The sequence below is a fragment of the Duganella sp. LjRoot269 genome (genome assembly GCF_964254095.1).
GTDB classification, from domain to species: domain Bacteria; phylum Pseudomonadota; class Gammaproteobacteria; order Burkholderiales; family Burkholderiaceae_D; genus Rugamonas; species Rugamonas hordei.
In genome coordinates this window covers 3,298,278-3,312,015 of the sequence record NZ_CAXUSL020000001.1, presented here as the reverse complement: position 1 = coordinate 3,312,015, position 13,738 = coordinate 3,298,278, and the positions used below count along the sequence as shown (strand labels likewise).

Below are 13,738 nucleotides of genomic sequence, written 5' to 3'. Positions count from 1 at the left end.
AACACAACATCCGGCATCCCCTGTATCTTCTGCACCCCGCTGGGCTGGAAAGAAATAATGAAAAGACTCGCCGCTCCTATTCTTCCTGTGGTCTGCAGCGTGTTGCTGAGCGCTTGCGCAACCCACACCCTGCCCAATTCACCCAGCCATATCAGCGAAGTACCGCGGCCGGCCGGCGCCATCCCCGAGCCGGTCCGGCAGAGCGCCGCCTTGCCGGCACCCAAACCGAGCGCCAAGGTGGAAACCTACAGCGTGACAGTGCACAAGGTGCCGGTGGAGTCGCTGCTGTTTGCGCTGGCGCGCGACGCCGGGCTCAACGTCGACATCCATCCCGGCATCGAGGGCACGGTGACGCTCAACGCGCTGGACCAGACGCTGCCGCAACTGCTGAACCGCATCCAGCGCCAGGTCGACATGCGCTACGAGATCAACGGCAGCACGCTGACGGTGTTGCCGGACACGCCGGAATGGCGCAATTACAAGGTCGACTACGTCAACATCGCGCGCAGCACCAGCAGCAGCGTCAACATCGCCACGCAGATCTCCACCACCGGCGGGGGCAACAACAACAGCAGCGCCGCCAACCCGGTCGCCGGCGCCGGCACGACGGCGCCGCCCGGCGCCATCCAAGCGCCAAGCAACAATGGGGCCAATGGCAACGGCAGCAACAACTCCACCACCGTCGTCAACAACCGTTCGGACAATAATTTCTGGTACAGCCTGGAGAAGAATATCCGCGACATGCTGCGCGCCTCCAACCTGAGCGACAACCCGGTCGATCCGCTGGCCGCGATGCAGGCCAGCGCTGCCGCGCCTGCGGTGCAGCCCAACGTCCTCGGCACACCGCAGCAGGCACCGGCCGGCTTCGACGCCAACACGGCCGGCCAGTCCCGCGCCAACGCCAAGGGCAGCTCGGTCATCGTCAACGCCGAGGGCGGCCTGATCGCCGTGCGCGCCACCGGCCGCCAGCATGAAAAAATCCGCGAATTCCTCGACATCGTGCTGGGCGCGGCCAAGCGCCAGGTGCTGATCGAGGCCACCGTCATCGAAGTGCGCCTGGGCGATCAATACCAGCAGGGCATCAACTGGTCGTCGCTCAGCGGCGGGGGCCTCAAGCTGACCCAGGGCCAGATCAACGCGCCGGCGCTGGTGTCGCCGAACGCCAGCGTCAATCCCGGCGTGTTCCTGCTCAACTACGCGAACCCGACCAGCCGCCTCGGCAATATCGCCAGCACCATCCAGCTGCTGGAATCGTTCGGCAAGGTCAAAGTGCTGTCCAGCCCCAAGATCAGCGTACTCAACAACCAGACCGCGCTGCTCAAGGTGGTCGACAACAACGTCTTCTTCTCGATCAAGGTGACGCCGGCAGTGCTGGGCCAGAACGGCACGCCGATCTCGCAGGCGACCTATGAGTCGCACCTGGAAACCGTGCCGGTCGGCTTCGTCATGAGCGTCACGCCGCAGATTTCCGACAGCGACGAAGTCACGCTCAATGTGCGGCCGACCATCACCCGCATCGTCGGCTATGTGCAGGATCCGAATCCCGCGCTGGCGGCCGGCAACGTGGTCAGCAAGGTGCCGGTGATCCAGGCGCGCGAGCTGGAATCGCTGATGAAAGTATCCAGCGGCCAGATCGCCGTCATGGGCGGCCTGATGCAGGACTCCGTCGACAACGCCAGGGACGGCCTGCCCGGCCTGGGCAGCCTGCCGATGGTGGGCAACCTGTTTTCATCGCGTAACGAGAACAGCACCAAGACCGAACTGGTGATCTTCATGCGACCGGTAGTGGTCAAGGACGCCAGCATCAACGGCGACTACAAGGAATACCGCTACATGCTGCCGGGCCAACCGGACACCGAAGCCTATCCGGTTCCCGTCCCGACCGCAGCGCCGACCGCCAAGGTGAATGGATCATGAGTCTACTAATGCAGGCGCTCAAGAAAGCCGAACGCGCCAAACAAAACGCCGGCGACGATAGCGAACTCGACAAGCCATCGGCGGCCTTCGACGAACTGCTGGCGCTGACGCCGGAACCGGCGCCGCCCGGCCAGCCGGCGCCCGCCAAGCGCGAGCTGAGCCTGGACCTCGAACCCAAGGCCGAATTCAGCCTTGAGCCGCTGGCGCCCATGCCCGCGCCGCAGGCCAGCCTGACGCCGCGCCCTGCCCCGAACCCATCGCCCGCGCCCAGCGACCACAAACAAGCCGGCCTGACGCTGGACCTGACGCCCGACCCGTCGGCGCCGCACGCCATGCAAGCGCCGGCGCCTGCACCATCCCATGCGCCGCCACCCGCGGCGGCCAGGGCGGACAACCCGCAAGCGCAACCGAAGGCAGCCAAGGCCGAGCAGTCCGACAAAGGCAATCGCGGCAACAAGAGCGCCAGTGCGGACAAGCCGCGCGGCGCCGCCCGCGCGCGCGCCGCCGCAGCGGCCGCCTCGACCGACGAGCCGACCGGCATGGACCCGGAACGCCTGCGCCTGATCGGCTGGATCGCCTTGCTGGCCCTGATTGTCATCGGCTTCGGCTATTACTACTGGCAAGCGGTCGCCGCGCCGGGCGCCGGTGCGCGCCTGCCGCCGGTGCCGATGCCGCCGCCGGGCGCCACCGGCGCGACCAACACACAACAGCCCGGCACGCCAGTGGCGCCCGACGCCGGCGCCGGCGGCGCGGAAGCGTCCGGCGCCATGCTGCCGGCCGGCCCGCAGCGCGGCAACCGCGACGACCTGGAACGCCGCCTGGCCCATGCCGAACAGGAGCTGGCCTCGACCCAGCAAGTCCTGCAGGCGCAATCCATAGCGCCGCGCGTGGAAAAACTGCCGCCGATCGCCGCGCCGGACAACAGCGACATCCGCGTGGCACGCAATGTGGTTCCATCCAAGGTCTCGCCAGCGCTGGAGCAAGCCTACAAGTCCTTCAATAACGGCGACCTGGGCACTGCCCAGCAACAGTACGAGGCGGCGCTGCGCCAGGATCCGAACAGCCGCGACGCCCTGCTCGGCCTGGCCACCCTGTCTTCGCGCCAGAACCAGGGCGCACAGGCGGCGGCCTACTACCAGCGCCTGCTGGAGCTCGACCCGGCCGACGGCGCCGCCGTGGCCGGCCTGGTCGGCCTGCGCCAGGGCGACGCCAGCGTCAGCGAGAACCGCCTCAAGGCCATGCTGAGCGCCAATCCGGAGTCGGCGCCGCTGCTGTTCGCGCTGGGTAACCTGTATGCGCAGCAAGGCCGCTGGCCGGACGCCCAGCAGCAGTATTTCCGCGCCTACAGCGCGGCGCCGGACAATCCGGACTATGCCTACAACCTGGCGATCGGCCTCGACCGCCTGAACCAGGGCAAGCTGGCGCTGACCTATTACCAGCGCGCGCTGGCGTTGGCGCAGGACCGGGCCGCCGCGTTCGACCGCAGCGCGCTGCGCATCCGCATCCACGAACTGGGCGCCGCCGCGCGCTGACCCGAGAGCACACTTTAAGAGATCCATGGCAGAACAAGCAAAACTCCCGCTCGGCAAGCTGCTGATCCAGAAAGGCGTGATCAGCGAGGATCAGCTGCGCATCGCACTGATCGAGCAGAAACGCAGCAGCGAGCCGCTGGGAAAACTGCTGATCACGCTCGGCTTCGTGACCGAGGCGACGGTGCGCATGGCGCTGTCGGAGAACCTGAACCAGCAAAGCGCCGACCTGACCAGCCTGGTAGTGGACGCGATCGCGCTCAAGCTGATCCCCAAGGACGTGGCCAAGCGCTACCGCGTGTTCCCCATCGTCTACGAACGCGCCGCCGACAACCTGATCCTGGCCATGTCGGACACCAGCAACATCGTCGCGCTGGACCAGATCAGCGCGATGCTGGTCAAGGGCATCACCATCAGCCCGCTGCTGGTCAACGAGTCCGACATCCAGCGCGCCATCGACCAGTACTACGGCTTCGAACTGTCGATCGACGGCATCCTGCACGAGATCGAGACCGGCGAAGTCAATTACGCCAGCCTCGGCACCACCTCGGAGGAATACAGCCAGCCGATGGTGCGCTTGATCGACGCCATCCTGGCCGACGCGGTGCAGAACGGCGCGTCCGACCTGCACTTCGAGCCCGAGCAATCGTTCCTGCGCATCCGCTACCGCATCGACGGCATCCTGCGCCAGATCCGCAGCCTGCACAAATCCTACTGGCCGGCGATGGCGGTCAGGCTGAAGGTCATGAGCAATATGAACATCGCCGAGACCCGCGCGCCGCAGGACGGCCGCATCTCGATCAAGTTTTCCGGCCGCCAGATCGACTTCCGCGCCTCGGCCCAGCCGACCACGCACGGCGAGAACTTCGTGCTGCGCGTGCTGGACCGGCAGAAAGGCATCGTGCCGCTCGACGGCCTGGGCCTGGACGAAAAAGAGCTCAGCCTGCTGAAGCTGATGATCGCCCGCCCCGACGGCGTGATCCTGGTGACCGGCCCGACCGGCTCCGGCAAGACCACCACCCTGTATTCGATCCTCAACCACATCAACACCGAAAGCGTCAACATCATGACGCTGGAAGACCCGGTCGAATACCCGATGAACATGATCCGCCAGACCTCGGTCAACGAATCGGCCAAGATGGGCTTTGCCGAAGGCATCCGCTCGATGATGCGGCAGGACCCGGACATCATCCTGGTCGGCGAGATCCGCGACAAGGAAACCGCCGAGATGGCCTTCGCCGCCGCGATGACCGGCCACCAGGTGTATTCGACCTTGCACACCAACTCGGCGATCGGCTCGATCCCGCGCCTGCTCGACATCGGCGTCGTGCCCGACATCATGGCCGGCAACATCATCGGCATCATCGCCCAGCGCCTGGTGCGCAAGCTGTGCCTGAAGTGCCGCGAGGCGCACGTGGCCGACGAGGTCGAACGCCGCCTGCTGGGCCTGGACGCGGAGGCGCCGCCGCAGACGCTGTACCGCGCGGTCGGCTGCGACCATTGCGCGCACCAGGGCTACAAGGGTCGCATCGCCATCATCGAGCTGCTGAAGATGACGCCGGCGCTGGACGAGCTGGTGGCGCGGCGCGCTTCGTCGCGCGAGCTCAAGACGGCCGCGGCCGCCGGCGGCTTCCACAGCCTGATCGACGACGGCGTGCGCCGCGTGATGCAGGGCATCACCACGCTGGAGGAAGTCGGCCGCGTGGTGGACCTCACGGAGCGGCTGGCCTGATGACCCAATACTACTACCGCGCCATGGATGCGGCCGGCCAGATCCAGCCCGGCAACATGGACGCCGCCAACGAGCCGGACCTGGAGCTGCGGCTGCACCGCATGGGCCTGGACCTGATCGATTGCCGCGTCTCGCGCGCCAAGGTGGTGGCGCTCAAGCGCCTGATCACCAGGCGCGACCTGATCAACTTCTGCTTCCACATGGAGCAGCTGACCGGCGCCGGCGTGCCCATCCTCGAAGGCTTGAACGACCTGCGCGAGAGCATCGACCACCCGCGCTTCCGCGAAATGATCACCGGCCTGATCGAGAACATCGAGGGCGGCCAGCAATTGTCGGCCGCGCTGGCCGCCTATCCGGAAGTGTTCGACCTGACCTTCACCAGCCTGATCACCGCCGGCGAGCAGAGCGGCAAGCTGGCCGAGGTGTTCAAGAACCTGTCGGAAAGCCTGAAGTGGCAGGACGAGCTGGCGTCGCAGACCAAGAAGATCATCATGTATCCGGCCGCCGTCGGCGCGTTTGTGACTGCGGTGACCTTCTTCCTGATGATCTACCTGGTGCCGCAGCTGACCTCCTTCGTCAAGAACATGGGCAACACCCTGCCCATCCACACCAAGGCGCTGATCTTCGTCTCCAACATCTTCATCAACTACTGGTACGTGCTGGTCGCCATCCCGCTGGCCGCCTGGTTCGGCGGCCGCGCCTGGCTGGCGCGCAGCGAGCAGGCGCGCTACCAGGCCGACGGCTTCAAGCTGCGCATCTGGATGATAGGCCCGGTGCTGCACAAGATCATCCTGGCCCGCTTCGCCACCTTCTTCGCCATGATGTACGCGTCCGGCATCACCATCCTCGAATGCATCCACCTGTCCGAGGGCATCGTCGGCAACCGCGTCATCGCGGCCGGCCTGCGCCGCGCGGCGCAGCTGATCTCCGAGGGCCAGGGCATCACGGCCGCGTTCCAGACCACCGGCATCTTCCCGCCGCTGGTGATCCGCATGCTCAAGGTGGGCGAGACCACCGGCGCGCTGGACGGCGCGCTGCACAACGTCAGCTATTTCTACAACCGTGAAGTCAAGGAAATGATCGAGAAGGTGCAATCGATGATAGAACCGGCGATGACGGTGATCCTGGGCGTGATGGTGGGCTGGATCATGCTGTCGGTGATGGGCCCGATTTACGACACGATCAGCAAGATCAGAACCTGAGGCCGACGTGTTAATCAGCAAACACCTATTCTACGTCAGCAGCGACCAGCTGTGCGCCTACCTGTGGCAAGGCGGCCGGCTGTCCGGCGGCAGCGTGTTCGGCAACGACCGCGCCGGCGTCGACGCCTTCCTCGACTATGTCGACAGCCACGGCGAGATGCCGGCCTATATCCTGGCCGACCTGATCGAAGAGGACTTCCACCGCGCGCAGGTGCCGCACGTGGGCGGCGGCGCCGGCCGCAAGCTGCTGCAGCGCCGCCTGCTGCAGCACTACCGCGAAACGCCGTTCCGCCACGTGCAGGTGCAGGGCCGCGAGGCTGCCGGCCGGCGCGACGACATCGTGCTGATGTCGGCGCTGACCAATCCGGCGGCGGTGCAGCCGTGGGTGGAGGCGCTGGAACAGCTGAAGATGCCGCTGGCCGGCCTGTATTCGGCCACGCTGCTGAGCGCCGAGCTGGTGCGCAAGCTGGCGCTGCGCGACGAGCACCTGCTGCTGGTCACCCAGCAATCGGCCGGTTGGCGCCAGAGTTATTTCCACAACGGCCTGCTGAAGTTCTCGCGGCTGACGCCGGCCATCGACCGCGACGGAAAACCAGTCGACATCGGCGCCGAAACTGCCAAGACCCAGCAATTCCTGACCAGCGTGCGCCTGATGGGCCGCGGCAACGTGCTGCACGCGGTGGTGGTGGCGCCGGGCTCGAGCAGCGCCGCGCTGGCCGCCCAGTGCGAGGACGGCAAGGAAACGGCGTTCCGCTTCATCGCGCTGCGCAGCGCCGACGCCAAGGCGGGCCTGAAGACCGAGGACGGCGCCGTGGCCGAGCTGGCAGCGCGGCTGGCCGAGCCGATGTTGCTGAGCCTGCTGGCGCGGGAAGCGCCCGCCAGCCACTACACGCTGGGCGCGCCGCAGCGCTATTTCCATCTGTGGCGCACGCGGCTGACGCTGTACGTCGCCAGCGCCGGCCTGGCCGCCTGCAGCGTGGTCTGGCTGGGCATCAACCTGTGGCAAACCCGGCAGGCCAGCGCCGCCAGCGACAGTCTGGCGGCCGAGGCCGGCCTGTACGACCAACGCTACCGCGCCGTGATGGCCGCCATGCCGCCGCGCGTGACCTCCACCGCCAACATGCGGGCGGCGGTCAACGTCGAACGCATGCTGGCCACGCAGGCGCCGACGCCGCTGCCGCTGATGGCCATCGTCAGCGAGGCGCTGGAGCAGTCGCCCAACATCTATCTGCTGCGGCTGGAATGGAAGGTCAGCGTGCCCGACAGCCTGGCGCCGCCGTCCGGCCAGGACGATACCTCGGCCAAGCCGATTTCCTCGCTGCTGGCCGGCATCCCCGGCAAGCCGCCGCAGGCGCTGCTGCTGGAAGCGGAAATCCAGGCCGACGAGGACGACTACCGCAACGCCGTCGACAGCATGAACCGCTTCGCCCAGCAACTGGCGCGCAATCCGCGGCTGACGGTGGCGATCGACAAGCCGCCGCTGGACACCCGCTCGTCCGTCAAGCTGAGCGGCAAGGCCGGCCCGGCGGCGGTCGACACGCGCGCCAAATTTTCCCTGAACCTGGTGTGGAAGCCATGAGCCCAGCCCGCATTCCCGGCACCGTGCCCGGCAAGAAAAAAAACAGCGCGGCGGTCGCGCTGCCGTTCTGGATCAGCGAATTCGCGCTGATCCGGACCGCCGTGCTGACCGCCATCGCCTGCGTCACCATCTGCCTGACCGCGATCCTGGTCAGCGAGTGGAAATTCAGCGAGGCGCAGGAGAACATGGAGCAAAAGCAGCGTAACCGCGACATCGTCTACTCGCGCTATGCCCACGTCGACAACGAGAAACGCGACATCCGCAATTTCCAGCCGCGCTACATCGAGTTGCTCAACCGCGGCCTGATCGGCGCCGAGAGGCGGCTCGAATGGGTGGACGCGATCCGCCAGGCGCAGGAGCAGCGCAAGCTGCCGCCGCTGAGCTACGAGATCGAGCCGCAGCAGGGGGTGCGACTGGAATCGGCGCTGGACTTGGGCGACTATCAGCTGCACGGCAGCCGCATGCGGCTGCACATGGATTTGCTGCACGAAATGGACCTGTTCAATTTCTTCGACGACCTCAGCCAGCGCAACTTCTTCGCCGTGCAGGATTGCTCGCTCAAGCGGCTGGGCCGCGCCGCCGGCTCGCTCGACGGGCCGACGCTAGGCGCCGACTGCACGCTGAATTGGATCACGCTGGACACGGCGCCGAAGGCCGAGGCGCCGGCCGCCAGGAAGGGCAAGTCATGATGCGCGCCCTGGCCTTGCTGCTGGCGCTGGCGGCGGCTGCGCCGTTGCACGCCGAGCCCGTGATGGGCCGCCTGTTCTCGACCCCGGCCGAGCGTGCCGCGCTGGAAGCCCGCCGCAGCGCCACCGCCGGCGGCGTCGTGCCGGCGCCGGAGTCTTCGGCAGCGGCCCCGACCGGGGTGCCGGCCGATCCCAACGCCGCGCCGGCCGCGCCGCCGCCGGCAGAAACACTGGTGCTCAACGGCGTGCTGCGCAGCAGCAGCGGCCGCAGCACCATCTGGCTCAACGACCAGCCGCAGCGCGCCGGACAGGCCACCTACGCCAGGCCCGCGCGCAACGGCAAGGGCATGACGGTCACGCTGCCGTCCGGCCAGCGGATACTGCTCAAGCCCGGCCAGCGCTACGATCTGAACGAGGGCAAGGTCAAGGATGTCAATGAACCGTAACACCGGATCCCGCCGCCAGTCCGGCTTCACGCTGGTTGAAATCGCCATCGTGCTGTTGATCGTCGGCCTGATGATAGGCGGCGTCATCGCCCCGCTGGGCGCACAGCTGGACCAGAAAAAAATCAGCGACACCCGCCGCGCAATGGAGGACGCCAGGGAAGCCCTGTTCGGTTTCGCGCTGCGCAACGGCTACCTGCCCTGCCCGGCCATCTCCGCCACCAACGGGCTGGAGGACCGTGTCGGCAGCGCCTGCACCAAGCGCTACGGCTACCTGCCGTGGAGCACGCTGGGCGTGGCGCGGCTCGACGGCTGGAACCGCCTGATCGGCTACAGCGTCACGCCCGGCTTCAGCGACAGCGTGATCCTGTTCACCTTGAAGACCCCGCGCGACATCACCGTCGCGACCCGCGACAGCAGCGGCCAGCTGGTGCCGGCCACCGCGCCCAACGACATCCCGGCGGCCCTGATTTCGTTCGGCCGCAACGGCTACGGCGCCACCAGCGACCAGAACACCCGCATCCAGGACGCCGGCACCGGCAACAGCGACGAGAAAATCAATCTGCAAAACGGCGGCACCGCCCTGGTCAGCCGCGACGCCAGCGACGACCCGAACGCCGCCGGCGGCCCGTTCGACGACATCGTGACCTGGATTTCGCCCAACATCCTGTACAACCGCATGGTGGCGGCGCAACGCCTGCCGTGACCGCGAGCGCCTCCATGCTGCCGGCCATCCGCACCATCGCCCGCTACACCCTGCTGGAAGCGCTGCGCAACCGCCTGCTGTGGCTGCTGCTGGCGGTGGCGCTGGGCGCGGTCGGCATCAGCGGCTTTCTCAACGAACTGGCGCTGACCGAAAGCCGGCAGCTGCAGGCGGCGCTGCTGGGCGCGGTGCTGCGGCTGGCGGCGGTGTTCCTGATCGCCACCTTCGTCGTCACCAGCATGGTGCGGGAAGCGGCCGACAAGGGACTGGAACTGCTGATGGCGCTGCCGCTGCCGCGCGCCGCCTACCTGCTGGGCAAGCTGGCCGGCTTTGCCGCGCTGGCGCTGCTGCCGGCGCTGCTGTTCGGCGCGCTGGCGCTGTTTTTCGCGCCGCCGGCGCAGGCGGCGCTGTGGGCCGTGTCGCTGCTGTGCGAATGCTGGATCGTCGCCGCCTTCAGCCTGCTGTGCATGCTGACCTTGAACCAGGTGCTGCCGGCGCTGGCCGCCTCGCTGGCCTTCTACCTGCTGGCGCGCGTGATCGGCACCCTGCAGCTGCTGGGCCATGCCGGCCATGCCGCCGCCGGTGCCAGCCAGCGCGCGCTCAACGGCGGCATCGACGCGCTGGCGCTGTTGCTGCCGCATCTGGACCAATTCACCCGCAGCGACTGGCTGGTCTACCACGACGGCAGCGGCGCCGAGCTGCTGGCCATCGCCGCGCAGACGGCGATCTATGTGGCGCTGCTGGCGCTGGCCGCGCTGTTCGATTTGTACCGTAAAAATATTTGAACCATGCGCAGCGCTCCCGCCCTCAAGCCCCTCGCCGCCGTGCCGCGCGCCGTGCCGCTGCTGCTGGCGCTGGCGCTGCTGGCGCAGCTGCTGTGGCAAGCGGGCCGGCCGCCGCCGCAGGCGCGCGCGCGCGACCTGCCGCCCGCGCCGCCGCAGGCCGCGCTGCAACTGGCCAGCCTCGGCGATCCGGTGGCGTTGTCGCGCGCCGGCATGCTGTACGTGCAAGGCTTCGATGAGCAGGCCGGCCTCAGCATCGCCTGGCGCGAGCTGGACTACAAGCGGCTGCTGCCCTGGCTGCAGCGCATGCTGGACCTCGATCCGCGCAGCCAATATCCGCTGCTGGCGGCCAGCGAAGTCTACGGCTCGGTCAGCGATCCGGCGCGGGCGCGGCTGATGCTGGACTTCGTCTACGCCCGCTTTGCCGAAGACCCGAACCGGCGCTGGCCGTGGCTGGCGCACGCGGCGCTGGTGGCGCGTCACCGGCTGCACGACCTGCCGCTGGCGCGCCGCTATGCGCAGGCGATCCGGCTGCATGCCACCGGACCGGGCGTGCCGCCGTGGGCGCGCGAACTGGAAGCGTTCATCGCCGAAGACATGAACGAACTCGACAGTGCCCGCGCATTGATCGGCGGCCTGCTGCGCGACGGCCTGATCACCGATCCGCACGAGCTGCAATTCCTGTCGGAACGGCTGGACCAGCTGAACGCCGCAGTGCCCAAGCACTGACCGTTATTGTAAGATACCGTAACCATAAGAAAGGAACGCCCCCATGTCCGTCACTCCCGTCCGCCAACGCGGCTTCACCCTGGTTGAGATCGCCATCGTCCTCGTCATCATCGGCCTGCTGCTGGGCGGCGTGCTGAAGGGCCAGGGCCTGATCGACAGCGCCCGCGTCAAGAACATCATCCAGCAATCGACGTCGCTGACGGCGGCCGTCAACGCCTACCAGGACAAGTTCCGCGCGCTGCCCGGCGACGACGTGCAGGGCACCACGCACGCGCCCGGCGCCACCGGCAACGGCAACGGCGACGGCCAGATCGCCGAATACCTGCTGGCGCCGCAGCACCTGGCGCTGTCCGGCTTCATCACCGGCTCGTTCAACGGCACTTCCGACTTCATGACCAGCGCCCAGGGCGGCGCTGTCTACATCTACAACGACGTGGTCGGCGGCCGCGGCGGCAACGGCGTGCGTCTCGACAACCTGCCGGACTCGTTCGCCGAACAGGTCGACAGCAAGCTCGACGACGGCAAGTACAACACCGGCTCGGTGCGCGCCACCGCGGCCTACACCAACAACGGCACCGTGATCCAGCGCACCGCCCTGTTCTTCTGACGCCAACCGCCGAAATTGCTTGACAAGCATGCCAGGTGAGCTCAAAGTGATATCACTTTGATGTCACTTACCTGAGGAGCAATCGAACATGAATGGTGCACACACTCGCCGCGAAATGGCGTTCTCATCGACGAATGGCTACCTGGCCGCCTGTGCCGGGGTTGGCTTGCTGCTGGTCGCGGCGCTTCTGGTTAAAACCGGGGTGGGGAATGCCGACGGTTATTCCTTTTTATTGGGCGGGGTGTTGATGGTGCTGGCCGGAATATTCTGCCTGACCGGCCTGTTCATGCTGCAGCCGAATGAAAGCGCGATCCTCACCCTGTTCGGCAAATACATCGGCACCGACCGCAGCGAAGGCCTGCGCTGGGCGTTCCCCCTCTACGTCAAGCGCCGGCTGTCGCTGCGCGCGCGAAATTTCAATGCGCCCACGCTCAAGGTCAACGACAAGCGCGGCAACCCGGTGGAGATCAGCGCGGCCGTCGTCTGGCGCGTGCGCGACACCGCCCAGGCCGTCTTTGAAGTGGACGATTTCGAGCGCTATGTCTCGATCCAGGCCGAAGCCGCGCTGCGTCATCTCGCCTCGCAATACGCGTACGACGAGGCCGAGGACCTGCCCGAGGGTGAAACCACGCTGCGCGGCGGCATGGATGTGGTCGCCGACGCCCTCAAGTGCGAGCTGCAGGCGCGATTCGAGGCGGCCGGCGTCGAGGTGCTGGACGCCAAGCTCACCCACCTGGCCTATGCCCCCGAGATTGCCCAGGTCATGCTGCGGCGCCAGCAGGCCGAGGCGATCATCAGCGCCCGCGCCAAGATCGTGCACGGCGCCGTGAGCATGGTGGAGAATGCGCTGAACGGGCTGTCGGAGCGCGGCATCGTCGAGCTGGACGACGAGCGCAAGGCGGCCATGGTCAGCAATTTGCTGGTGGTGCTGTGTTCGGACAAGGAAACCCAGCCCATCATCAACACGGGCACCCTCTATAACTAGCGGCCGAACAGCATGGCGAGTCCCGGTAAAAAAGCCTATCCCTTGCGGATAGACCCCGCGCTGTGGGAAGACCTGCAGCGCCTGGCCGCGCGTGACTTGCGCAGCGTGAATGCGGAAATAGAATTCCTGCTGAGAGAGGGGCTTGCCCGGCGCGGCGTGAAGACTAAAGAGGACAAGGAAAAAACCGCCGGCGAGGACGGCGAGTAGCGCAGCGCAATACCATACAACTCGTCACAATACGTGACAGCGGAGACATGCGCCGGATACTTGACCGGCGCAAGCTGGACGGTGTTTTCCACCAACGGCACCGTCTCCGCCTTCATGACCACCCTGCTCACCTCCCGCCTGCAACTGGTTCCGCTTGCGGACCAGCACCTCGAAGGCTTGCACGCCGTCAACGGCGATCCCGCCGTCATGGCCTACATCGGCGACGGCGCGCCGCTGTCGCTGCCGCAAAGCCAGCTGATGATCGCCACCGTGCAGCAGCGCTGGGCCGAACACGGCATGTCGTGGTGGGCGCTGCTGCGCCGCGACGACGGCGCCATGGTCGGCGCCGCCGCGCTGCAGCCGCTCGAGGCGCGCATCGGGGGCGTGCCGGAAATCGGCTGGCGGCTGCGGCGCAGTTGCTGGGGCCTCGGCTACGCCACGGAAGCGGCGCAGGCCGCCGTCGAGCACGCGCGCCTGGGCGGCGAACGACGGCTGATGGCGGTCGCCTACCCGCGCAACCTGGCCTCGATCGCGGTCATGCGCCGCCTCGGCATGCTCTATCGCGGTATCGAAACCCACTACAACACCCCCTGTGCCACCTTTGAACTCGATCTGCAAAAATAAAAGCACGCGCGTA

The 13,738-nt window shown here is 67.2% G+C and carries 14 protein-coding genes; all 14 read left to right on the top strand.

What is annotated here, in order from left to right:
• The first annotated feature begins 57 nt into the window (after window positions 1–57).
• Window positions 58–1,917 (top strand): pilus (MSHA type) biogenesis protein MshL, encoded by a 1,860-nt coding sequence (gene mshL, locus ACSQ3S_RS14870; protein WP_436142844.1) that lies wholly within the window; start codon window positions 58–60, stop codon window positions 1,915–1,917.
• Window positions 1,914–3,449 carry a tetratricopeptide repeat protein gene (locus ACSQ3S_RS14865; protein ID WP_436142843.1) on the top strand — a complete coding sequence of 512 codons (1,536 nt, stop codon included), beginning with the start codon at window positions 1,914–1,916 and terminating at the stop codon, window positions 3,447–3,449. The genes mshL and ACSQ3S_RS14865 overlap by 4 nt, the downstream gene beginning before the upstream one ends.
• 25 nt (window positions 3,450–3,474) lie before the next feature.
• Complete coding sequence (locus ACSQ3S_RS14860) at window positions 3,475–5,178, top strand: GspE/PulE family protein (RefSeq protein ID WP_436142842.1); 1,704 nt, start codon at window positions 3,475–3,477, stop codon at window positions 5,176–5,178.
• The gene (locus ACSQ3S_RS14855; RefSeq protein WP_436142841.1) at window positions 5,178–6,380 is read left to right on the top strand and encodes a type II secretion system F family protein; all 1,203 of its coding nucleotides are present in this window, start codon (window positions 5,178–5,180) and stop codon (window positions 6,378–6,380) included. The genes ACSQ3S_RS14860 and ACSQ3S_RS14855 overlap by 1 nt, the downstream gene beginning before the upstream one ends.
• 7 nt (window positions 6,381–6,387) lie before the next feature.
• The gene (locus ACSQ3S_RS14850) at window positions 6,388–7,959 is read left to right on the top strand and encodes a hypothetical protein (protein WP_436142840.1); all 1,572 of its coding nucleotides are present in this window, start codon (window positions 6,388–6,390) and stop codon (window positions 7,957–7,959) included.
• Entirely contained in the window at window positions 7,956–8,648 is a 693-nt protein-coding gene (locus tag ACSQ3S_RS14845) for a hypothetical protein (RefSeq protein ID WP_436142839.1), read from the top strand. Before ACSQ3S_RS14850 ends, ACSQ3S_RS14845 begins: the two co-directional genes overlap by 4 nt.
• The gene (locus ACSQ3S_RS14840; protein WP_436142838.1) at window positions 8,645–9,091 is read left to right on the top strand and encodes a hypothetical protein; all 447 of its coding nucleotides are present in this window, start codon (window positions 8,645–8,647) and stop codon (window positions 9,089–9,091) included. The genes ACSQ3S_RS14845 and ACSQ3S_RS14840 overlap by 4 nt, the downstream gene beginning before the upstream one ends.
• On the top strand, window positions 9,081–9,794 hold the full coding sequence (locus ACSQ3S_RS14835) for a type II secretion system protein (protein ID WP_436142837.1): 714 nt from the start codon (window positions 9,081–9,083) through the stop codon (window positions 9,792–9,794). The genes ACSQ3S_RS14840 and ACSQ3S_RS14835 overlap by 11 nt, the downstream gene beginning before the upstream one ends.
• Entirely contained in the window at window positions 9,791–10,576 is a 786-nt protein-coding gene (locus tag ACSQ3S_RS14830; protein ID WP_436142836.1) for an ABC transporter permease, read from the top strand. Before ACSQ3S_RS14835 ends, ACSQ3S_RS14830 begins: the two co-directional genes overlap by 4 nt.
• Window positions 10,577–10,579: 3 nt before the next feature.
• Window positions 10,580–11,302 (top strand): hypothetical protein, encoded by a 723-nt coding sequence (locus ACSQ3S_RS14825; RefSeq protein ID WP_436142835.1) that lies wholly within the window; start codon window positions 10,580–10,582, stop codon window positions 11,300–11,302.
• Between the two features lie 43 nt (window positions 11,303–11,345).
• Window positions 11,346–11,909 carry a prepilin-type N-terminal cleavage/methylation domain-containing protein gene (locus tag ACSQ3S_RS14820; RefSeq protein WP_436142834.1) on the top strand — a complete coding sequence of 188 codons (564 nt, stop codon included), beginning with the start codon at window positions 11,346–11,348 and terminating at the stop codon, window positions 11,907–11,909.
• Between the two features lie 88 nt (window positions 11,910–11,997).
• Window positions 11,998–12,894: an SPFH domain-containing protein gene (locus tag ACSQ3S_RS14815; RefSeq protein ID WP_176650348.1), complete on the top strand. Its 897-nt coding sequence runs from the start codon at window positions 11,998–12,000 to the stop codon at window positions 12,892–12,894.
• 12 nt (window positions 12,895–12,906) lie between these two features.
• Complete coding sequence (locus tag ACSQ3S_RS14810; RefSeq protein ID WP_436142833.1) at window positions 12,907–13,101, top strand: hypothetical protein; 195 nt, start codon at window positions 12,907–12,909, stop codon at window positions 13,099–13,101.
• Window positions 13,102–13,161: 60 nt separating this feature from the next.
• Window positions 13,162–13,725 carry a GNAT family N-acetyltransferase gene (locus ACSQ3S_RS14805; RefSeq protein WP_436142832.1) on the top strand — a complete coding sequence of 188 codons (564 nt, stop codon included), beginning with the start codon at window positions 13,162–13,164 and terminating at the stop codon, window positions 13,723–13,725.
• Window positions 13,726–13,738: the final 13 nt, after the last annotated feature.

Bases quoted from the DNA above. Each gene is read 5' to 3' on its own strand.
- ACSQ3S_RS14810 (WP_436142833.1), top strand. From the start codon at position 12,907: ATGGCGAGTCCCGGTAAAAAAGCCTATCCCTTGCGGATAGACCCCGCG.
- ACSQ3S_RS14860 (WP_436142842.1), top strand. From the start codon at position 3,475: ATGGCAGAACAAGCAAAACTCCCGCTCGGCAAGCTGCTGATCCAGAAA.
- ACSQ3S_RS14845 (WP_436142839.1), top strand. From the start codon at position 7,956: ATGAGCCCAGCCCGCATTCCCGGCACCGTGCCCGGCAAGAAAAAAAAC.
- ACSQ3S_RS14840 (WP_436142838.1), top strand. From the start codon at position 8,645: ATGATGCGCGCCCTGGCCTTGCTGCTGGCGCTGGCGGCGGCTGCGCCG.
- ACSQ3S_RS14825 (WP_436142835.1), top strand. From the start codon at position 10,580: ATGCGCAGCGCTCCCGCCCTCAAGCCCCTCGCCGCCGTGCCGCGCGCC.
- ACSQ3S_RS14815 (WP_176650348.1), top strand. From the start codon at position 11,998: ATGAATGGTGCACACACTCGCCGCGAAATGGCGTTCTCATCGACGAAT.
- ACSQ3S_RS14865 (WP_436142843.1), top strand. From the start codon at position 1,914: ATGAGTCTACTAATGCAGGCGCTCAAGAAAGCCGAACGCGCCAAACAA.
- ACSQ3S_RS14855 (WP_436142841.1), top strand. From the start codon at position 5,178: ATGACCCAATACTACTACCGCGCCATGGATGCGGCCGGCCAGATCCAG.
- ACSQ3S_RS14820 (WP_436142834.1), top strand. From the start codon at position 11,346: ATGTCCGTCACTCCCGTCCGCCAACGCGGCTTCACCCTGGTTGAGATC.
- ACSQ3S_RS14835 (WP_436142837.1), top strand. From the start codon at position 9,081: ATGAACCGTAACACCGGATCCCGCCGCCAGTCCGGCTTCACGCTGGTT.
- mshL (WP_436142844.1), top strand. From the start codon at position 58: ATGAAAAGACTCGCCGCTCCTATTCTTCCTGTGGTCTGCAGCGTGTTG.